Source organism: Antarctobacter sp. (assembly GCF_048262615.1).
GTDB lineage: Bacteria > Pseudomonadota > Alphaproteobacteria > Rhodobacterales > Rhodobacteraceae > Antarctobacter.
Genome location: NZ_JBLXFB010000011.1, coordinates 85,442 through 105,674 on the forward strand (window position 1 = coordinate 85,442; position 20,233 = coordinate 105,674).

Here is a 20,233-nt window from a genome sequence, read left to right on the forward strand (position 1 = left end):
GGAGGAAAGATCAATGGCCAACATGAATCTCTATTCGCGCGGCGACAAGCTGTTCGTCATCGTCAACATGGTGCTGATCGCGCTGTTCACGATCTCCACGCTTTACCCGTTCATCTACATCGCCTCGCTGTCGATGAGCACCGGTTTCGAGGCCCGCGCCGGCAATGTCATCCTGACGCCGGTGGGCTTTACGCTGGAGGCCTACAAGCAGGTCCTGTCAGAGCCGCAGTTCTGGATCAGCTACAAGAACACCTTTATCTACACCATCGGCGGCACGCTGATGAGCATGGTGTTCATCATCCCCGGCGCCTACGCCCTGTCACGCCCGCAGCTATACGGGCGGCGGTTCTGGAACCTGATGGTGGCCTTCACCATGTGGTTCAACGCAGGCCTGATCCCGTTCTTCCTGAACATGCGCGACCTCGGCCTGCTGGACAGCTACTTTGGCATCATCATCGGCTTTGCAGTCAACGGCTTCAACATCATCCTGCTGCGCAACTTCTTCGAGGGCATTCCGCAGTCCTTCGAAGAGGCCGCGCGGATGGACGGCGCCAATGAGTTTCAGGTGCTGTGGAAGGTCTACGTCCCGCTGTCCAAGCCCGCCATCGCCACCGTCGCCCTGTTCTGCATCGTGTCGCGCTGGAACGGCTTTTTCTGGGCCATGGTGCTGCTACAGGACGAGGACAAGATCCCGCTTCAGGTCTACCTGCGCCACGTCATCACCGAACTGACCGATGACGAAACCTTTGCCGCCACGCTGATCAACGCGCCCTTTTCCGTCGAGACCGTCAGCGCCGCGATCATCGTCTGCTCGATCATCCCGATCCTGCTCATCTACCCGTTCCTTCAGAAGTACTTCAGCAAGGGCATCCTGCTGGGTGGGGTGAAGGAATGACCACGCATCATCAAGAACTTCGCAATAGGGAGGACACCATGCGAACCTTCAGACTGGCACTTGCCATCCTGGGTACCACGGCCATGACGGCCCCGGCCTTCGCCGACAGCCACCTGCAAATCGTCGACAGCCCTCTGGACCTGTCGGTCCACATGCACTGGCCGCGCAGCCAGGGCTATGACGAGACCTACCCGGTCGAGCTGAAAGCCCGCGAACTGACGGGTATTCACCTCAAGGAGGCCACCGTCGGCCGCAACACCAAGGATTCGGCAGAGGCCATGAACCTGCTGATCGCCTCGGGCAACATGCCCGACATCGTCGGCGGTCATCTGATCCAGCAGCCGGTCAACGAATACGGCCCGCAGGGCGCCTTTCTGCCGCTGAACGAGCTGGTCGAAGAGCACGCGCCGAACATCAAGGCCTTCTGGGACAGCCACCCCGGCCTGAAGGAGGCGATCTCGGCCTTTGACGGCAACTATTACTACATCCCCTACCTGCCCGACGGCAAATATGGCCGGGCCTATTTCATCCGTCAGGACTGGCTGGACAAGCTGGGACTGGAACAGCCGCAGAACGTCGATGACCTGTATAATGTGCTGGTGGCCTTCCGCGATCAGGACCCCAACGGCAACGGCCTCAAGGACGAGGTGCCGTCCTTCTTCCGCGACTGGGAAGAGGCCATCCGTCTGGTCACGCTGTGGGATGCGCGGTCGTCCGGGTCGGACACCTACCATGACTTCTACGTCAACGCCGAAGGCAAGGTGGCGCACCCCTACGCGCAGGACGCCTATCGCGACGGTCTGGCCCATGTGGCCAAGTGGTATGCCGAAGGGCTGATCGACCCCGAAGTGTTCACCCGCGGCTCTTCCGCCCGCGAATACCTGCTGGGCGAGAACCTGGGCGGGATGACCCATGACTGGTTCGCCTCGACCTCGGGCTATAACGCCGCGCTGGCGGACAAGGTCGACGGCTTCAACTTTGTGCCGTTCCTGCCGCCGGCATCGGCCGGGGGCGTGCGGATGGAAGAGCACCGCCGCATCCCGATCAAACCGGATGGCTGGGCGATCAGCCACAACAACAAGCACCCGGTCGAGACGATCAAGTACTTTGACTTCTGGTTCAGCGAAGAAGGCCGCCTGCTGTCGAACTTCGGCGTCGAGGGCGATACCTGGGACATGGTCGACGGCGAGCCGATCTACAAGGAAGAGGTGCTGACCAACGGCCAGCCGGTCAACGCCCAGATGTGGGCGGTGGGCGCGCAGATCCAGCGCGGCTACTGGCAGGACTACCGTTATGAGTGGCAGTGGACCGCCGAGGCTGCCCGCAAGGGGATTGAGCTGTACGACCAGCACGACATTCTGGTCGATCAGTTCCTTGGTGTCGCCTTCAACAAGGACGAACAGGCCATCTTTGACCGCTACTGGCCGTCGATCCGCACCTACATGCTGGAGCGCCAGCAGGCATGGGTGCTGGGCACCGGCGACGTCACCGCGGAATGGGACGACTACGTCAAGACGCTGAACAAGATGGGCTACGAAAAGGTCATCGAGGTCCTGAACACCGCCTACAAGCGGCAGTACGGCTGACTCTCGTCCCATCGACAAAGACATGTGCGGCCCGCTGTTGGCCGCACATCCCCCACCGTGCAAGCAACAGAAAGTCCTGACCGATGCCCGGCGCACCCGCCCCCATGCTCGACGAACCCAACACCGGCCGCCTGACCATCCAGTATGCACCAGACGCACAGAGCGAGATCGTCGAAAATCCGCCGCGTTTCACATGGCTGCCCGTGATCGAGGACGAGGCGCAGTACGTGCTGCGGATCTCGGCCGATCCGGGTTTCCCGACAGGGTCCACACACTTTTATTGCCGGTTGCCGGTGAATTTCTTTACGCCGGACGTGGTTCTGGAACCCGGCGACTACCATTGGTCATACGCGGTCTGCGACCCGGAGTCGGGCAAACCCACAACCACCTGGAGCACGGTGCGCAGCTTTACCGTGCCCGCAGGTCTGCCGGAGTCCCCACTGCCATCGCGCAAGGCCCGCTTTGGAAAGACCGCCCCGGAACACCCGCGCCTCTGGCTGAGCGCCGATCGGCTGGTAGAATTCAAAAACGCCGTCGAGGCCGACCCGGCCCATTGCACGTGGGAAACCTTTTACCAGAAATCCGTCCTGCCATGGATGGACCGCGCGGTGATGCGGGAACCTGCGGGCTATCCCAACAACCAGCGGGTCGCGCCGGTCTGGCGCCAGACCTATATCGACCTGCAAGAGCACATGTACGCCGTGCGTCACCTTGCCATCGGCGGTCAGGTGACCGGCGACCAGGGGATGCTGGACCGCGCCAAGGACTGGTTGCTGGAAGCGGCAAGCTGGGACCCCATGGGCGTCACCTCGCGCGCCTATACCGACGAATGGGCCTACCGTGTCTGCAATGCCTTGGCATGGGGCTATGACTGGCTTTACGACCAGATGAGCGACGCGGAACGCGCCACGGTGCGTGCCGCCCTGCTGGCCCGCACCCGCGACATCGCCGAACATGCGATCGTCAACGCCAAGATCCACCTCTTCCCCTATGACAGCCATGCGGTCCGCTCGGTCTCGCTGACGCTGGTCCCGGCCTGTATCGCCCTGCTGGGCGATGACGCGGACGACGAGGCCCGTGACTGGCTCAACTACTGCATCGAATTCCTCGCCACCGTCTATTCGCCCTGGGGCGACAGCGATGGCGGCTGGGCCGAGGGCACGAATTACTGGATGATGGGCATGGCCTATCTGATCGAGGCGGCGAACCGGTTGAAAAGCTTTGCCGGCATTGACCTCTACAAGCGGCCGTTTTTTCGCAACACCGGGGATTTCCCACTATACTGCAAGGCACCCGACACCCGCCGCGCCACCTTTGGCGACGACAGCACGCAGGGCGATCTGCCCTGCATCAAGACCGGCATCAACCTGCGCCAATACGCGGGCGTCACCGGCAACGGTGCCTACCAATGGTATCATGAGGAACTGGCCCGGCTGAACCCGGACACCGAAGACGCCTTTTACAATTGGGGCTGGTGGGACACCCATTTCGACGAACTGACCTATCTGACCGACTACCCGCAGGTCGAGGCGACGCCACCTGAAAGCGGGTTCCGCCATTTCCGCGGCATTGGCTGGGTCGGCATCCAGCACGCCATGGCGGACCCGGACAACCACATCCAGTTCGTGTTCAAGTCCTCGCGCTTTGGCTCGATCAGCCACAGCCACGGCGACCAGAACGCCTTTTGCATGGCAGCCTACGGCGAGGATCTGGCGATCCAGTCGGGCTATTACGTGGCCTTCAACTCGAGCATGCACCGGCTCTGGCGGCGACAGACCGTGTCCAAGAACGCCATCCTGATCAACGGCAAGGGCCAATACGCCGAAAAGGACAAGGCCAAGGCGATCGCCGCATCGGGCAAGATCCTTGCCGCCGAAACGCGAGAGGATCACATCTACATCAAGGGGGACGCCACCGCCGCCTATCAATCGTTGTCGCCTGAGGTGACACTGGCGGAACGCGAAATCTACTTTGTGCGCAACAGCTATTTCGTCATCGTCGACAAGGTCGACGCCGAGACGCCTGTCACCCTCGACTGGTTGCTGCACGCCAACGCCCCCTATGACCTTGGCAAGACGACTTTCCGCTACACCGGCCAGCGCGCCGGGTTCTACGGGCAGGTGGTCTGGTCCGAGGCGGGCAAACCGGTCCTGACCCAGGAGACCGGCTTTCCCAATGTCGATCCGGCGGATTACGACGGCCTGCCCGTCAGCACCTGCCTGCATGCGCAATACCCGGCCTCGACCCGCCACCGGATCGCCACCCTGCTGGTGCCCTACCGGCTGGACGCGCCAAAGCGGATCTTCAACTTCATGGATGATCAGGGCTACGACGCCGATCTCTATTTCACCGACACCGACGAGAACACCTTCAAGGTGGTGATGAAAAAGCTGGCCAATACCTGACCGACGCCGCCCATGGCCCCGGACCGGCGGTCCGGGGCCAGACCGAAAACAGCCATCTTGGATATGTGCCATGACTGTCAAAAACTACTTTCCCGAAAGCGAAAACACGCTTTTCGACGCCGGTGGCGGGCTGACCCGCAAGGTCGGTGCCTACAACGACAACGCGATGGTCGTCGAAGTGCATTTCGAGACCGGCACAGTGGCGGCATTGCACAGCCACCCGCACGAACAGATCACCTACGTGATCTCGGGCAAGTTCGCCTTCACGGTCGGTGACGACAGCTACATCGTTTCCGCCGGAGACTCGCTCTACAAACAACCCAACATCGTACACGGCGCGACCTGCCTGGAGGCGGGAACGCTGTTGGATATCTTCACGCCGCACCGCGAAGATTTCCTCTGATCACAAAAAACTCAAAGACTTATGGGAGAAACGGTATGTCCAAACCCGTCATCGGATTCATCGGCCTCGGCCTTATGGGCGGCAACATGGTGGAGAACCTTCAGCAGAAGGGCTTCGAACTGGTTGTCATGGACCTCAACAAGGATGCGGTGAACGCGGTCCTCGACCGGGGCAACGCGCGTGAGGCCGCCACGCCCAAGGATCTGGCAGAGGCGAGCGATATCGTGATGCTGTGCCTGACCACCTCCGAAGTGGTCGAAAAGGTTGTCTATGGCGACAACGGGATTCTGGCGGGCATCCGCGAAGGCGCGGTGCTGATCGACTACGGCACCTCCATTCCGGCCTCCACCCGCAAGATCGGCGCGGATCTGGCCGCCAAGGGCGCAGGCATGATCGACGCCCCCCTGGGCCGCACCCCGGCGCATGCCAAGGACGGGCTGCTGAACATCATGGCGGCGGGCGACAAGGCGACCTTTGACAAGGTCAAGCCGGTGCTGGACGCGCAGGGCGAGAACGTCTTTTACCTTGGCGCGCTGGGCGCGGGCCACACCACCAAGCTGATCAACAACTTCATGGGCATGACAACCGTCTGCACCATGAGCCAGGCCTTTGCCGTGGCCGACCGTGCCGGTGTCGACCGCCAGCAGCTCTACGACATCATGTCGACCGGCCCGTCGAATTCGCCCTTCATGAAGTTCTGCAAGCACTACGCCGTGGATGGCGTCAGCGATCTGGGCTTTTCGATCAACAACGCCAACAAGGATCTGGGCTATTTCCTGAAGATGGCCGAGGATCTGGGCACGCGGGCCGAGATTGCCGAAGGCACCTCGCACAACCTTCAGGCTGCCGTGACCGCCGGGATGGGGGACGGCAACGTGCCAGAGATCTTTGACTATTTCCGCAAGCTCGGGGCCTGATCGCGCCATCGGGGAACGGGTCTCCGCGCGGTCACGCGGAGCCCCGCCACCGACACGGCATGCGTTTTCATCACCGGCGCAATCTTTGATCACAATGGCCACTGGCTGTTTGGCTGAAAGGCACGATGCACTATGAGCGAATACCCCATTGTCGTGGCAGACGACGGCATCACCCGGCAAATTCTGGCGGATCATCCGGACCTGATGATGGTCGCCTGCCAGTATGAAAAGCCGGGTGCGGCGCGCGCCCTGCACCACCACCGGCAAGTTCAGACCACATTCGTCCAGAGCGGACGCTTTCGCTTTTGTCTTGGCGGGGCGGAACACGAGGTCGGGCCGGGCGACAGCCTGGTCATTCCGTCGGGCCTGCACCATGGGTGCACATGTCTCGAACCGGGAACCATGATCGACAGTTTCACGCCCCGGCGGGACGACTTCCTGTGACCCGGCCTCAGCATGTCCTTTGTATCGGCGAGTGTATGGCCGAACTGGCACCGCTGGACATGGTCGGGGACTACCGGTTGGGCTATGCGGGCGACACCTTCAATACCGCCTGGTATCTGCGCCAACTGAACCCGGATCAGGACGTGTCCTATCTCAGCGCCGTCGGATGCGATGCGATCTCGGCCGACATGCTCCGTTTCATGGCAGAGGCCGGGATCGGCACCGACCATATCGCCCGCTGCCCCGGCCACAGCGTCGGGCTCTACATGATCTCGCTGATCGACGGAGAGCGCAGTTTTTCCTACTGGCGTGACACCTCGGCGGCGCGGCTGCTGGCGCGGGACGAAACGGCCATGATCGCAGCGATTGACGCGGCCGATCTGGTCTATTTTTCCGGGATCACCCTTGCCATCCTATCCGAAGTTGCGCGGGAGCGGCTCTTGCGCGTCTTGCAGGACGCGCGCGCAGCGGGCCGCACCATCGCATTCGATCCCAATCTGCGCCCCGGACTATGGCCTGACCCCAAGGAGATGCAAACAGCCATCATGCAAGGGGCCAGTGTCAGCGATATCGTGCTGCCCTCGTTCGAAGACGAAGCCATGCATTTCGGTGACCCCGACCCGCAAGGCACCATCGCGCGCTATGCGGCCGCCGGCGCGACGGTGGTGATTGTCAAGAATGGTGCCGATCCGGTGCTGGCCCTGTACGATGGCGCAACGTTGCGTGTCGATGTCCCCAAGGTGGGGCGCGTGGTCGATACCACCTCGGCCGGCGACAGCTTTAACGCGGGGTTCCTGACGGGCTGGGGTGAGACCCTGCCAATGGCGGCAAGGGTCCGGCGCGCCTCGGCCGTCGCCGGCCAAGTGGTGGGCGGCAAAGGGGCGCTGGTCACGCTCGACGACGCGGCGCTTGCGGCTGCCCGTGCCCTGTCGCCTGTCCTGACCTGACCACGGCGCGCCGGTCGCAGCGCAGCGCCGGGTATACCGGTACCCCCTTGACCCGGTGGGCTGACGCCATCTGCCGTCTGTTTCACCTGACGGTGCCCACCCCGCCCTGCGCAAAACCGGGGTTTCGCCGCACACCGTCATGTCGTGCAGGGCGCGGGAAAGTCATCGCGAAACGGTCTTGCGGTCAGGCTTCAGACGCGATCCGGGGCGCGGGATGTAAACCCCGCGTTCGGCGGTGCGTTTGGCCTTCACCCTGTGCCGCCGGTTCACGGCTTGTGGTCTTTGGGTCAGCTCCGACGGGGCGAAAGCCAGATAAGCGTGATGTTTTCCGGATCCGACCCCAAAACAAACACCGTCTCAACGTGGCCTATTCCAGATCCGGCGCCCCGGCCCGAATTTCGGCCGGACGCCGGTTGACCATGATCAGCCCTGTCAGGATCGCCGCGTATCCGAGGAAATGATAAGGCCGCAAAACCTCTCCGAGAAAGACGGTGGCAAGCACCGACGACGCGATGGGGGCCGCATAGAGGAAGGCAGCCGCTCTTTGCGGCCCGATCTCCGACAATCCATAGATGAAGAAAACATTGCCAATCAGTGTCGGCCCCAGCGCGCAATAAAGAACGATCAGCAAGGCCGCCGATTGGCTGTCGGGTGCTGCCGCAACGATTGGCTGCCCCAGAATGCAAACCGCCACAAGGAAATAGGGAAGTGAGACGACCGCCGTGCCGAATGCGGCTGTGACGGTGGTCAGGGTGAACGCGGGCAGATGCCCGGAATAGCGCCGCAGCCGGATACTGAACCATGCAAAGAGGATCGCAGCGCAAAGTGCCATGAAATTGCCGGTGCGCGCCTCGATCCGCGTCAATGTCATCAGGTCGCCGCGCGCGATGATCAAAAGCGTTCCCAGCATTGCAATCGAAAGCCCCGCCCATTGCAGGCCGCCCAGTCGGGTGTCGCGGTGGCGCAGGGTCATCAGCGCCACCCAGGCCGGGGTCGTGGCATTGATCATGCTGACCTCGACCGCACGACTGTGATAGGCCCCCGCCACCAGCAATGCAGAGAAAAGGCCGACCCCCAGCGTTCCGATCACGCAGAGGTCGCGCCAGTGCGACCGGATCAGCGCCCGGTGGCGGCGGATCGAGGGCCAGGCGATGGCAAGCATGATCGGCAACGCCAGCGCCCATCGCCAGAACACAAAAGCCGCCAACGGAACGATGCCGTTGGCGGCTCTGGCGACCACGTGGTTGCTGCCCCACAAGATGGCCGTGCCAAGCAGCGCGCAGATGCCAAGGGTTGCGGGACGCATGGGTGTCAGGCGGGCTCGAAGGTCCAGACGACCTCGGGTGCAAGCCCCGCGTCCAGGAAAAGATTGCTGACCGGGCAGCGCTCTTCCACCAGCGATTCCAGCTGCGCGCGGCGCTCGGGCGACTCTGGGCTGTGCATCCGCACCACCAGCCGGGCCGCCGAAAAGCGGGGGATCGGACTCATGGCGCCTTTGGCGGCGCGGAACTTGACATCCGCCTCGGCGTCAACGGTGAGGTCGGAATAGGCAAACCCCATGGCGTCCGCGATCTTGGTCACGGTCACAAGCTGGCAGGCGGCCAGCCCCGAGGTCACATATTCCAAGGGCGATGGCCCCTTGTCGGTGCCACCCGCGATTTCCGGTTCATCCGCCGTCATCGGGCCGAAATGGCGGACGTTCAGATCCATCCGGCAGCCCGACACATGCGCGGCCCGAGCCACTCGGGCACGCTTGTTGCGGTTTTCGTTCACGGTCACGGTCATGTCAGGCCCCCGCCGCTTCGGGCGTTGCCACTGGCCGGTGTCCGCGTTGCGAGACGTGCCATGGCAGCATCAGCCGTTCCATGAAATCCACCGCGTAGAACAGGATGGTGCCCATCAGTCCCAACAGCACCAGTGAGACAAAGACCCGCGTGGTGTCGAACTGCCCCTGTGCCACCAGAACCAGAAAGCCCAGTCCGTTCCCGCCCGCCACAAACTCTCCGACGATGGCGCCGACCAAGGCAAAGGAGACCGCGACCTTCATGCCCGCAAAGAGGCTTGGCAAGGCGTTGGGGAACTGGATCTTCATCAGCACCTGAAAGCGCGACGCGCGCGAGGTCTTGGCCAGGCTGATCATGTCCGGCTCGACCGAGCGCAGGCCCAGAACGGTGTCGATGACGATGGGAAAGATCGCCAGCATGATCGCCACCGCCAGCTTCGGCGCGACGCCGACCCCCAGCCAGATCACAAAGAGCGGGGCCAGCGCCACCTTGGGCACAGAGTTGAGCGCCACCAGCAAGGTATAGACCGTCCGTTCCAGAAAGGGCGACTGCACGATACAGACCGCAAGGAACACCCCAAGGATCACCGACAGCGCAAACGCCACGGCGGTGGTCGAGAGCGTGTAGCCCATATGTTTCAGGAAGACGCCGGGGCTGGACATAAACTCTGCCCAGACGGCAGAGGGCGGCGGCAGGAAGATCAGCGGGGGCTGGAAAATGGCCACCGCCACCTCCCACAGCAGGACCGACACGACCAGCACAATCACCACGTCGCGGGCCCGGTTGTCGCCCGACAGGGCGGTCAGAAGCGGTTTCATTCTTTCAAGATCCCCAGTTCGGCAAAGTGATGGCGGATGCGCTGCGTATACGCGCCGAATTCCCGCGTTTCGCGGATTGACAGCGGGCGCGGGCGCGGCAGGTCGATGTCGATCACGTCGACGATGGCTCCGGGGCTGCGCGACATCATCACCACGCGGTCCGAGAGATAGACCGCCTCGGCGATGGAATGCGTGATGAAGAGCACCGTCTTTTCGCTGCCCTGCCAGATCCGCGTCAGTTCCAGATTCAGATCGTCCCGCGTCATGGCGTCAAGCGCGCCAAAGGGTTCATCCATCAGCAACATGTCGGGATCACAGAGCAGCGCCCGGCAGATCGAGGCGCGCTGGCGCATGCCGCCCGACAACTCCCACGGGTACATCTTTTCAAACCCGCCAAGGCCGAACCGTTGCAACAGTTCCGCGGCGCGGGCGCGGTATTGGGCCTTTGGCAGGTTCCGGAATTCGGCCTGCAACAGCACGTTGTCGATAATCGTGCGCCAGTCCAGCAGCACGTCGCGCTGGAACACCATGCCCAGCGACTCTGGCGGACCGGAGAGCGCCCCCCCGGCCACCTGCATGGCGCCAGAGGTCACCGGCTCCAGCCCGGCAAGGCACTTGAACAACGTGCTCTTGCCGCAGCCGGAGGGGCCGACGATGCTGACGAACTCGCCGGGGCGGATATCAAGGTTGATGTCCTCCAGCGCCACCACGTTGCCCCGAGGAGAGGCATAGACCTTCCCCACGGAGGTGATCTGGACATAGGGTGCGGCCGTGTCGCTCACTTGAAAACTTCCATCCATCTTGGTCCTGCCTCACTCGACAAGATCATTGGTGAAGTAGTCGGTCGCGGTCCAGCCGGACGCGATGAGACCGATCTTTTCCATCCCGGCCAGCGCCTGCGCCCAGTCCGCCTCTGCCTGCCAGCCGATCGGGTGCCCCTCGGTCGCGGGCGTGTCGAAATAGTCGACCGTCAGCTGAATCTGCGCACGCAAGACGTCGGGGTTCAGCTTGGCATCCGGACGCATGGCAAGGATCGCCTCGACTCCGGCCTGCGGGTTTTCCTTGATTTCGGCCCATGCGCGCTGTTGCACCGCGACCAGCTTGGCCAGATCCGCGCCGCGATCGGCTATCGTGTCCTCGGAGGCGATCAACCCATAGCTGGGAAAGTAGAGATCGGCGAGGTCGAGCATCAGGCACTTCGACGGGCGCGAGGCCTCGGCCACCGGAATGGCAGAGCCGATGGTGGACATCAGCCCGTCCGCGCGACCTGCGGTATAGGTGCCCCAAAGCGCGGCGGGGTCGACGAACAGCACCTCTGCGTCGCCCTCGTCCAGCCCGCCCGCAGCAAGGAAATCGTTGATATAGGCCGCCCAGGGGCTGGCCGCGAAGACCACCAGCGACTTGCCCTTGAGGTCCGCGATCTGCGCCACCTCAGAGTCCTTGTCCACAAGGATGCAGAGGTCGGTCTTGCGCTGGAACCCGGCGAAGGAGGTCACCTTGGCCCCCTCTTCGCGCGCGGCCCCCAACAGACCCAACTGCACCTGCCCCACATCGACACGCCCCGCGTTCACCAGTTGCAGCGTGTTGCCCGAGCCACGCCCGTCCTGCACCTCGACGTTCAGACCGGCCTCTTCGAACCAGCCCATGTGCTGAGCCAGATGCATCCCGGCATGTACGCCCCATGGCGAAAAATCGAGCCGGACAGTCAATTGCTCCTGCGCGCCCGCCGACGCGGCAAAGCCGATCGCCAAGGCCATCGCCGACACGGCGGCGCGAATAGTTCCACTGTTGGTACGGATCATCTGAAGGCTCCCTGTGATATGATTTGATTCGAGACTAGCTAGTACAATAAATATGGCAAGTTTTATTTTCGACCAGTTTTGCATCAGTGTTACTTGGTTATTTTTCTTGACCGACCTAATCTCATTAACTAACCATCCAGTCCAATAGTAGCAGGGAAGGCGGTTACATGACCACAGAATCACTGGCGCGCATCGGCGTGGATATTGGCGGAACCTTCACCGATCTGGTGCTGACGGATACGGGCGGAAAGCTGTATCACCGCAAGGTGGCTTCGACGCCTCCGGCCCCCGAAATGGCGGTTCTGACCGGCGTCGCCGAGATCATGCAGGACGCCCGGATCGACGCCGCGCGAATCGGTGAGATCGTGCATGGAACGACGGTCGGATCGAACACACTGTTGCAGAAGCTGGGCGCACGGACCGGGCTGATCACCACGCGCGGCTTCCGCGACGTGCTGGAAATCGGACGGCTGCGCACGCCGGGCATGTTCGACCTGCAATGGCAAAAGCCCGAGCCGCTGGTGCGGCGCCGCTACCGCTGCGAGGTAACCGAACGCATCGCCGCCGACGGTACGGTTCTGACCCCGCTGGACATTGAGGACTTGCTGCGCGTCGGACAAAAGCTTGTGGACGAGGGACTGACCTCGCTCGCCATTTGCTTTCTGAACTCGTACCGCAACCCGGTGCATGAAATCGCCGCCGGAGAGGCGTTGGCCAAGGCATTCCCCGATCTCGAAATCACTACCTCCGTCTCGGTTCTGCCCGAGGCAAAGGAATATGAACGCACCAGCACCGCCGTGGTGAACGCCTATGTCCGCCCCGCCCTGAAAAGCTACCTCACCCGGCTGGAGGATGGGTTGCGCGCGCTGGGAATCGACGCGCCGCTGATGGTCTGCAACTCCAACGGCGCGCTGGCCTCTTCGGCCACCGCGCGGGAAAAGCCGGTCTTCTTCATCTCGTCGGGCCGGGCGGCGGGTGCCGCGGGCGGCGGACGCCTCGGCGCCGCGCTGGAAACCGCGAATCTGGTGGTGTTCGACATGGGCGGCACCACGGCCTCTGCCTCTCTGGTGGCCGAAGGCGCCCTCAGCCGGGTCAGCGAATATGAATTCCGCTCCGGCATCTCGACCCCCAGCCGTTTTATCAAGGCGGGCGGTTACATGATGAGCGTCCCGGCGGTGGACGTGGCCGAGGTCGGCAGCGGCGCAGGCTCCATCGCCCATGTGGACGAAGGCGGGCTGATGAAGGTCGGCCCGATTTCTGCCGGCGCAGAGCCGGGGCCGGTCTGCTACGGCATTGGCGGCGACCGTCCGACTGTAACAGATGCGAACCTCATTCTGGGGTACCTGCCGCAGCAGTTGGCGGGCGGGTCGCGCGCATTGGATATCACCCGCGCGACCGACGTGATTGGCCGCGACCTCGCAGAGCCGTTTGGACTGTCCGCCGAACAGGCGGCCTGGGGTGTGCGCGCGGTGGTCAATGCCAACATGGCCCGCGCCATCCGCGCGGTCACGGTCGAGCGCGGTGTTGATCCGCGCGACTTCGACCTGGTGGCCATCGGCGGCTCGGGCCCGGTCCATGCGGCCGACATCGCGCGGCTGCTGTCGATGAAGCGCATTCTGGTGCCCGCGTCCCCCGGTGTCTTCACCGCCATGGGAATGCTTGCAGGGGATGTAGAGCGTTACTTCATCGCCCCCTTCCCCGGAATGCTCGAAGACATTGACGCAGGTGCCGCCCTCACCCGTATCGAAACGCTGAAGGCAGAGGCCCATGCCGCGGTGCTGGCCGAGGGCATCCCCGCCGAGGCCATCGCGCTTTCGGCAGAGATCGACCTGCGGTTTCGCGGGCAGGAACTGTCGCTGTCTGTCGCGCTGGGCGATCCGGTCGACCCCGAAGCGATCCGCGCGCGCTATCTTGACGCCTACCGCACCATTTACAGCTACACGCCGACCGATCAGGTCGAAATGGTCAGCCTGCGCGTCACCGGGCGCGGCGAGCGCCCCGGCAAGCTGGACTTCCGCCTGCCGCGTGATCCAGAGGCAGAGACCCCGGCAACGACGCGCCGAGTCTATTTCGGCGAAGAGCACGGCTGGTGCGACACGCCCTGCTTTAGCCGCTTTGGCGCACCCGCGACCCTGATTGGCCCGGCGATCCTTGAAGGCACCGACAGCACCGTCGTGATCCCGCCGGATGCGCGCTGCACCCGCGACCCCTATCTCAACATCCTGATCGAAATGGACGCCGACGCATGAAGGACACAACCATGACCGCCAGCATCGACCCCGTCACCTTTGCCGTGTTGAAAAGCGCGCTGGAAAGCATCGTCGACGACATGGCCTATACCGTTATGCGCACCGCGCGCTCACCCATCGTGCGCGACGTTCTGGATTACTCCACCACCATGTGCGACGCAAAGGGCCGCATTCTGGCGCAGGCCAAGACCGTCGCGCTGCATCTGGGGGCCGTGCCCGATGCCGTCGATTCGCTGATGAATCACTATGGCGACGACCTGCATCCGGGCGACGTGATCATCTTCAACGACCCCTATGATGGCGGCATGCACCTGCCCGACATTTTCATGTTCAAGCCGATCTTTTCGGGCGACCGTCATGTCGGTTTCTCAGTCGTGATCTGCCACCATTGCGACATGGGCGGGCGGGTGCCCGGCTCCAACGCGTCGGATTCGACCGAGATCTTTCAGGAGGGCCTGCGCATCCCGCCACTGAAGTTCTACAACAAAGGGGTGCGCGACGACACGTTACTGGCCATGATCCGCACCAACGTCCGCCTGCCCGCGCTGGTCGTCGGCGATCTGGAGGCGCAGCTTGCCACCTGCGCGCTGGGCGAACGCGAGCTTTTGCGACTGGTCGACAAATACGGCGCGGACATGCTGGAAGAGTTTCTGGCCGAATTCCTCGACTACGGCGAACGGCTGACCCGCAAGGCGATCGCCACCTGGCCGGACGGCGACTACACCTTCACCGACTTTATCGACGGCGACGGCTTTGACGAGACGCCGATCCCGATCAAGGTGACGATCACCGTAAAGGGCGACCACCTGACCGTCGATTTCACCGGCAGCGCGCCGCAGGTCCGGGGGGCGATCAACTCGACCCTGTCGTTTGTCAAATCCGCCACCTATCTGGGCATCCGCTGCGTGCTGGACAATGACGTGCCGAACAATGCGGGGGTTTATCGGTGCATCGACATCAGCGCCCCCAAGGGCACGCTGCTGAACCCCGAATTTCCCGCCCCTGTCGCGGCGCGCGCCCTGACCGGCTACCGCGTGGCGGACACGGTACTGGGGGCGCTTGCGGGCATCGTGCCGGACCGGGTCGCGGCGGCGGGCGAAGGCGGCAACTCGGTGGTCTGCCTTGGCGGCTATGACAAGCAGACCCGCGAACCGTTCATCCTTGTCGACATGATCAACGGCGCGCTTGGCGGGCGGGCGACGCTGGACGGCGTCGATGGCGTCACCAACCCCTGCCAGAACATGTCCAACATGCCGGTCGAGATCATGGAGGCGACCTATCCGATCCGCATCGAGGAATACGGGCTGCGCCCGGACAGCTGTGGTGCCGGAAAGCAGCGCGGCGGCCTCAGCGTGATCCGCAGCTATCGCCTGCTGGCGGACGAAGCGGTGATGCAACTGCGCACCGATCGATACCAGACCCGGCCATACGGCCTTTTCGGGGGCGGTCCGGGCGCTCCGTCGCGCAACCTGTTCTCCCAGGGGGGCGCGGCGGAGAGTTTTGAACTGCTGGCCAGCAAGGTCACCCGCGAGATCACCCGCGGTGCCTTGCTGCGCCACGAACAAGCGGGGGGCGGCGGCTATGGCGATCCCTTTGAACGCGCGCCCGAGGCGGTGCTGGAGGATGTGCTGGACGGCAAGATCAGCGTTGGGTTCGCGCGCGCAGAGTTCGGCGTGGCGGTGACCGGCGATGCGCTGGACCGCGTCGAAACAGAGACGCTGCGCCGTGCGCGGGTGGCGTGATGGACCTCTCGCGCTTCGCCATCAACCAGATCACCACCAAGAACTGGACCCTCGCGCAGGCGGTCGACGGCTACGCCCGCGCGGGCGTGCCCGGAATCGGCGTCTGGACCGAATACGCCGACGCGCACGGGGCCAGCGCGGCGCAACTGATCCGCGACGCGGGGCTTTTTGTGCCCTGCCTCTGCACCAGCGCCTGGGTGAACCTGACCGACAAGGCGGCCTTTGCCGCCGCCCTGGATGAGAACCGGCGCAGGCTCGACCTCGCCGCAGAGCTGGGGGCCAAGACGCTGGTCGTGGTGCCCGGCAGCCTCGCCACCGGCGAAAAAGACCTGCGCGCCGCGCGCGCGCGGGTGGGTGACGCGCTCGAAGCGCTGCTTCCCCATGCGCGCGCCGCTGGCGTCGCGCTGGGGCTGGAGCCGCTGCACCCGATGTATGCCGCCGACCGTTCCTGCCTGTCGACATTCGCGCAATGCCTCGACCTTTGCGAACGGCTGGGAGAGGGAAGCGGCCTTGTGGCCGACGTCTATCACTGCTGGTGGGATCCGGATTTCGAGGACGGGCTACGCAAGGCCGGCCCGGAAAAGATCCTGACCTTTCATCTCTGCGACTGGCTGGCTCCGACCCGCGACCTCTATCAGGACCGTGGCATGGTGGGGGACGGTGTCATCGACATCGCCCGCTACCGTGGCATATTGGACGAGATTGGCTACGATGGGCCGTTCGAGATCGAGATCTTCTCGAAGCTGGACTGGTGGACGCGGGACGGGGATGAAACGGTGCGCATGTCGGTGGACCGCTGCGCTCCTTTTGTGGCCCCAAGACCGACGCCCGCTCTGGCCTGACGCCTGTTACTGACGAGGTTCCCGATTGCCCAAAGCCCGCTCTGCCCCCGCCCCGGATGCGCCAAAGACCCGCATTCGCGATGCCATCCGCACGCAGGAACGCATTCTCAAGGCCGCCCAGGCCGAGTTCTCGCGCAAGGGCTATGACGGTGCCCGCGTCGACGCGATCATCGCGCGGGCGAAAATCTCCAAGAACCTGCTGTATCACCATTTTCGCAGCAAGGAAGAGCTCTACATCCGGGTGCTGGAGCGGATCTACGAAACGCTCCGGCGACGGCAGGGCGACATCCCCCTGAGCGGCCTTGATCCGGTCGAGGCGATGCAGCGGCTGTGCGAAGACACCTTTCAGGTCTTCATCGACGAGCCTGACATCATTTCCATGCTGAACACCGAAAACCTGTACCGGGGCAAGCACATCGCCAAATCGCCGGCGATCCGGGCGATGTACGATCGGCTGTCCGATACCATCCGCTCGATCCTCAGGGCGGGCGAGGAGGCGGGCGTCTTTCGCACCGACATCGACCCGGTGGAACTCTATATCTCGATCTCCGGGCTGGGGTATTTCTACCTGTCGAACCAATACACCCTGTCCATGATCTTCGACCGGGAACTGGCCGCCCCGGAAAGCATCCAGAGCCGCAAGGCACATATCACGGACGTGATCCTGTCCTACCTGACGCGCGGTGTTGTCCCACCGACGCCCGAAACCAACTGAACGGAGACCCAGACACATGGCACATGCATTCGGCACGACCAGCGGTGACACTGCCACGCAGGACCGCCCGAACCGACCCGACCTCGACGGAGAGGAAGTCACGCAGGCGCGCGTCGAACTGGCGGCCTGCTTTCGCTATGCCGCGCGGCTGGGCATGCAGGAAGGCATCTGCAACCACTTTTCCCTGATGGTTCCGGGCTATGACGACCTGTTCCTTGTCAATCCCTACGGCAAGGCCTTCGCAGAGCTGACCGCCTCCGACCTGCTGATCTGCGATTTCGACGGCAATGTGGTCTCTGGCTCCGGCACGCCCGAGGCGACCGCCTTCTATATCCATGCCCGCCTGCACAAGGCGCTGCCGCGCGCACGGGCGGCGTTTCACACCCATATGCCCTATGCCACGGCGCTGACCATGACCGAGGGCGACCCGCTGATCTTTGCCGGGCAGACCGCGCTGAAATTCTATGGCCGCACCGTGGTCGACGAGAATTACAACGGCCTTGCGCTGGACGAACGCGAAGGCGACCGGATCGCCGCCGCCGTGGGCGAGGCAGACATCGTCTTCATGAAACATCACGGGGTGATGGTGCTGGCCGGATCGGCGGCCGAGGCTTGGGATGATCTCTATTACCTCGAACGCGCCTGCGAGGTGCAGTGTCTTGCCCTGTCCACGGGTCGCCGGATCGTGCCCGTCGCGCCCGAGATCGCCAAGGCCACCGCCCGCCAGATGCGCGACGAAGACGCCGAGTCCGCGCGGCTGCATCTGGCCAGCAATATGCGCATTCTCGACCAAGAGGAGCCGTTGTACAGGTCTTGAAGCAAGCACCGGCGCCAGATCCGGACAGGCGAAAGACCTGACTTGCGCCGGTTGGCGCCATCGTTCCAGCGACTCAGATCCCCCGCCTGCGGTGGACCTTGGCCGCGCTGGTGGCACGTCAGGCCACCTTGCAGCCAAGGCTCCACAGCCCGGAAGGGCATGAAAGAGCGGAGAAAAGCCTCGCTGACACATGACCCCGGTCTGTGGCGTTGAAGTATCCGGGCAGCCGCCGCTGCCCCGATAGCCCCATGCGGGTCTCGCTGGTCGCTGACAATTCCTGACACATGTGCAAAGCCACCGGTGGCAGGAACAGGATGAACGCACCAATCCCGGCGCGGCGGCCCTTTATGTACGCCCCGAAGACCTACCCCCCCGCAGCCCCCCGTTGTGACGCAGCGACAAAGGCAGGTCGTTGCCAGAACCGTATCACGCTGAATACCGCATGCGTTTTCCACACGCCCAAACCAAGCGACCGGGCGTCTGGCCCGAACGCACAAGTGAGCCGCCAGAAAAGGTCACGGGGTCAGAGTTTCTGGCGACCCCGGCAGGATTCGAACCTGCAACCTGCCCCTTAGGAGGGGGCTGCTCTATCCAGTTGAGCCACGGGGCCGTGCGATTGTTGGATAACCGCTCCGCGTGCTGCTGTCACCCTTGGAATGGCCGGAAGGACGGCTCTGCCGCCACCCGGCGATGTCCGCCCTTGCGAGGCCTGCGCCACGGCCAAAGACACGCGCCTCCGGGTCCCGTCCCCCTTGCGCACCGCCCTGATTGCGATAACGTATCGATATCCCTCTAAAAGGAAATTCCCTTGGCCGCAGACGATACCCGCCCGCTCACCCTTCGCGATGTTTCAGAGGCTTCCGGTGTTTCGGAAATGACCGTATCCCGCGTCCTGCGCAACCGTGGCGACGTCAGCCAGGCGACCCGTGAAAAGGTGCTGGAGGCGGCCAAGACGCTGGGCTACGTGCCCAACAAGATCGCCGGTGCGCTGGCCAGCCAGCGGGTCAATCTGGTGGCCGTGATCATCCCCAGCCTGCGCAACATGGTCTTCCCCGAGGTTCTTTCCGGGATCAGCGCCGTGCTGGAAGAAACCGATTTGCAGCCGGTTGTGGGCGTCACCGACTACATGCCGGAAAAGGAAGAGCGTGTTCTGTATGAAATGCTGTCGTGGCGGCCTTCCGGGGTGATTGTCGCCGGGCTGGAACATACAGACGCCGCGCGCGCGATGCTCAAGGCAGCCGGCATTCCGGTGGTCGAGATCATGGATACGGACGGCAAACCCATCGATTGCGCCGTGGGCATCAGCCACCGCCGCGCCGGGCGCGAAATGGCCCGTGCGATCCTCAAACAGGGGTATCAGCGCATCGGTTTCATGGGCACCAAGATGCCGCTGGACCACCGCGCCCGCAAACGGTTCGAAGGCTTTACAGAGGCGCTGGCCAAGGACGGCATCGAAGTCGTCGATCAGGAGTTCTACTCTGGCGGATCGGCGCTCCGCAAAGGACGCGAGATGACCCGCGCCATGCTGGAACGCGAACCGGAACTGGATTTCCTCTACTATTCCAACGACATGATCGCTGCCGGGGGCCTGATGCACCTGCTGGATGCCGGGATCGACATCCCCGGACAGGTGGGCCTTGCCGGGTTCAACGGGGTCGAATTGCTGGACGGCTTGCCGCGCAATCTGGCGACGATGGATGCCTGCCGGACAGAGATCGGTCGCAAGGCGGCGCAGATCATCGCCGCGCGGGTCGAAAACCCCGACACAGCGACAGAGCCGGTCATCGAACTGACGCCCACGATCGACTACGGCGATACGCTGAAACGCCGCTAAGGCCCGCGCACGTCCCTGCCGCGCGCCGCCGTC

General features: G+C 63.6%; 18 protein-coding genes and 1 tRNA gene. 13 read left to right on the plus strand and 6 right to left on the minus strand.

All coding sequences use genetic code 11. The features are described from left to right. Positions 1 to 13: 13 nt before the first annotated feature. The 7 genes from ACN0S5_RS13660 (at position 14) to ACN0S5_RS13690 (ending at position 7,597) form a co-directional block, all read left to right on the plus strand. Positions 14 to 895, plus strand: a complete 882-nt coding sequence (locus ACN0S5_RS13660; protein ID WP_417209089.1) for a carbohydrate ABC transporter permease — start codon at positions 14 to 16, stop codon at positions 893 to 895. Positions 896 to 933: 38 nt separating this feature from the next. Next, positions 934 to 2,481 carry an extracellular solute-binding protein gene (locus ACN0S5_RS13665; protein WP_417209092.1) on the plus strand — a complete coding sequence of 516 codons (1,548 nt, stop codon included), beginning with the start codon at positions 934 to 936 and terminating at the stop codon, positions 2,479 to 2,481. A 104-nt stretch (positions 2,482 to 2,585) separates the two neighbouring features. Then, the gene (locus tag ACN0S5_RS13670) at positions 2,586 to 4,886 is read left to right on the plus strand and encodes a DUF4962 domain-containing protein (RefSeq protein ID WP_417209095.1); all 2,301 of its coding nucleotides are present in this window, start codon (positions 2,586 to 2,588) and stop codon (positions 4,884 to 4,886) included. Between the two features lie 70 nt (positions 4,887 to 4,956). After that, positions 4,957 to 5,289 carry a cupin domain-containing protein gene (locus tag ACN0S5_RS13675; RefSeq protein WP_417209096.1) on the plus strand — a complete coding sequence of 111 codons (333 nt, stop codon included), beginning with the start codon at positions 4,957 to 4,959 and terminating at the stop codon, positions 5,287 to 5,289. 35 nt (positions 5,290 to 5,324) lie between these two features. Further along, a complete protein-coding gene (locus ACN0S5_RS13680; RefSeq protein WP_417209097.1) occupies positions 5,325 to 6,206 on the plus strand; it encodes an NAD(P)-dependent oxidoreductase in 882 nt (293 codons plus the stop codon). A gap of 132 nt (positions 6,207 to 6,338) precedes the next feature. Next, positions 6,339 to 6,650, plus strand: coding sequence for a cupin domain-containing protein (locus tag ACN0S5_RS13685; protein ID WP_417209100.1), 312 nt, complete (start codon positions 6,339 to 6,341; stop codon positions 6,648 to 6,650). Continuing rightward, positions 6,647 to 7,597: a sugar kinase gene (locus ACN0S5_RS13690; protein ID WP_417209101.1), complete on the plus strand. Its 951-nt coding sequence runs from the start codon at positions 6,647 to 6,649 to the stop codon at positions 7,595 to 7,597. Before ACN0S5_RS13685 ends, ACN0S5_RS13690 begins: the two co-directional genes overlap by 4 nt. A 367-nt stretch (positions 7,598 to 7,964) precedes the next feature. On the opposite strand, the gene ACN0S5_RS13695 is transcribed toward ACN0S5_RS13690, so the two are convergent. From ACN0S5_RS13695 to ACN0S5_RS13715, 5 genes are read right to left on the minus strand one after another with little or no spacing between them, the layout of a single operon-like run. Then, entirely contained in the window at positions 7,965 to 8,903 is a 939-nt protein-coding gene (locus ACN0S5_RS13695; protein WP_417209103.1) for a DMT family transporter, read from the minus strand. 5 nt (positions 8,904 to 8,908) lie between these two features. Next, positions 8,909 to 9,382 (minus strand): OsmC family protein, encoded by a 474-nt coding sequence (locus ACN0S5_RS13700; RefSeq protein WP_417209104.1) that lies wholly within the window; start codon positions 9,380 to 9,382, stop codon positions 8,909 to 8,911. 1 nt (position 9,383) lies between these two features. Then, positions 9,384 to 10,199 (minus strand): ABC transporter permease, encoded by an 816-nt coding sequence (locus ACN0S5_RS13705; RefSeq protein ID WP_417209106.1) that lies wholly within the window; start codon positions 10,197 to 10,199, stop codon positions 9,384 to 9,386. After that, positions 10,196 to 10,981 (minus strand): ABC transporter ATP-binding protein, encoded by a 786-nt coding sequence (locus ACN0S5_RS13710; protein WP_417209107.1) that lies wholly within the window; start codon positions 10,979 to 10,981, stop codon positions 10,196 to 10,198. Before ACN0S5_RS13710 ends, ACN0S5_RS13705 begins: the two co-directional genes overlap by 4 nt. A 30-nt stretch (positions 10,982 to 11,011) precedes the next feature. Then, positions 11,012 to 12,001, minus strand: coding sequence for an ABC transporter substrate-binding protein (locus ACN0S5_RS13715; RefSeq protein WP_417209109.1), 990 nt, complete (start codon positions 11,999 to 12,001; stop codon positions 11,012 to 11,014). Between the two features lie 167 nt (positions 12,002 to 12,168). Here ACN0S5_RS13715 and ACN0S5_RS13720 point away from each other — a divergent pair, with 167 nt between their 5' ends. From ACN0S5_RS13720 to ACN0S5_RS13740, 5 genes are read left to right on the plus strand one after another with little or no spacing between them, the layout of a single operon-like run. Continuing rightward, positions 12,169 to 14,250: a hydantoinase/oxoprolinase family protein gene (locus ACN0S5_RS13720; RefSeq protein ID WP_417209111.1), complete on the plus strand. Its 2,082-nt coding sequence runs from the start codon at positions 12,169 to 12,171 to the stop codon at positions 14,248 to 14,250. Further along, positions 14,247 to 15,992: a hydantoinase B/oxoprolinase family protein gene (locus tag ACN0S5_RS13725; protein WP_417209113.1), complete on the plus strand. Its 1,746-nt coding sequence runs from the start codon at positions 14,247 to 14,249 to the stop codon at positions 15,990 to 15,992. The genes ACN0S5_RS13720 and ACN0S5_RS13725 overlap by 4 nt, the downstream gene beginning before the upstream one ends. Next, positions 15,992 to 16,834, plus strand: coding sequence for a sugar phosphate isomerase/epimerase family protein (locus ACN0S5_RS13730; RefSeq protein ID WP_417209116.1), 843 nt, complete (start codon positions 15,992 to 15,994; stop codon positions 16,832 to 16,834). The genes ACN0S5_RS13725 and ACN0S5_RS13730 overlap by 1 nt, the downstream gene beginning before the upstream one ends. A 25-nt stretch (positions 16,835 to 16,859) precedes the next feature. Further along, positions 16,860 to 17,549: a TetR/AcrR family transcriptional regulator gene (locus ACN0S5_RS13735; RefSeq protein ID WP_417209118.1), complete on the plus strand. Its 690-nt coding sequence runs from the start codon at positions 16,860 to 16,862 to the stop codon at positions 17,547 to 17,549. A 16-nt stretch (positions 17,550 to 17,565) separates the two neighbouring features. Continuing rightward, the gene (locus ACN0S5_RS13740) at positions 17,566 to 18,366 is read left to right on the plus strand and encodes an aldolase (RefSeq protein ID WP_417209120.1); all 801 of its coding nucleotides are present in this window, start codon (positions 17,566 to 17,568) and stop codon (positions 18,364 to 18,366) included. Positions 18,367 to 18,899: 533 nt separating this feature from the next. Here the strand turns inward: ACN0S5_RS13740 and ACN0S5_RS13745 are convergent. Beyond that, positions 18,900 to 18,976 (minus strand) — tRNA-Arg (locus tag ACN0S5_RS13745). A 198-nt stretch (positions 18,977 to 19,174) separates the two neighbouring features. On the opposite strand from ACN0S5_RS13745, the gene ACN0S5_RS13750 reads away from it, so the two are divergent. After that, the gene (locus tag ACN0S5_RS13750; protein ID WP_417209123.1) at positions 19,175 to 20,200 is read left to right on the plus strand and encodes a LacI family DNA-binding transcriptional regulator; all 1,026 of its coding nucleotides are present in this window, start codon (positions 19,175 to 19,177) and stop codon (positions 20,198 to 20,200) included. Positions 20,201 to 20,233 lie beyond the last annotated feature (33 nt).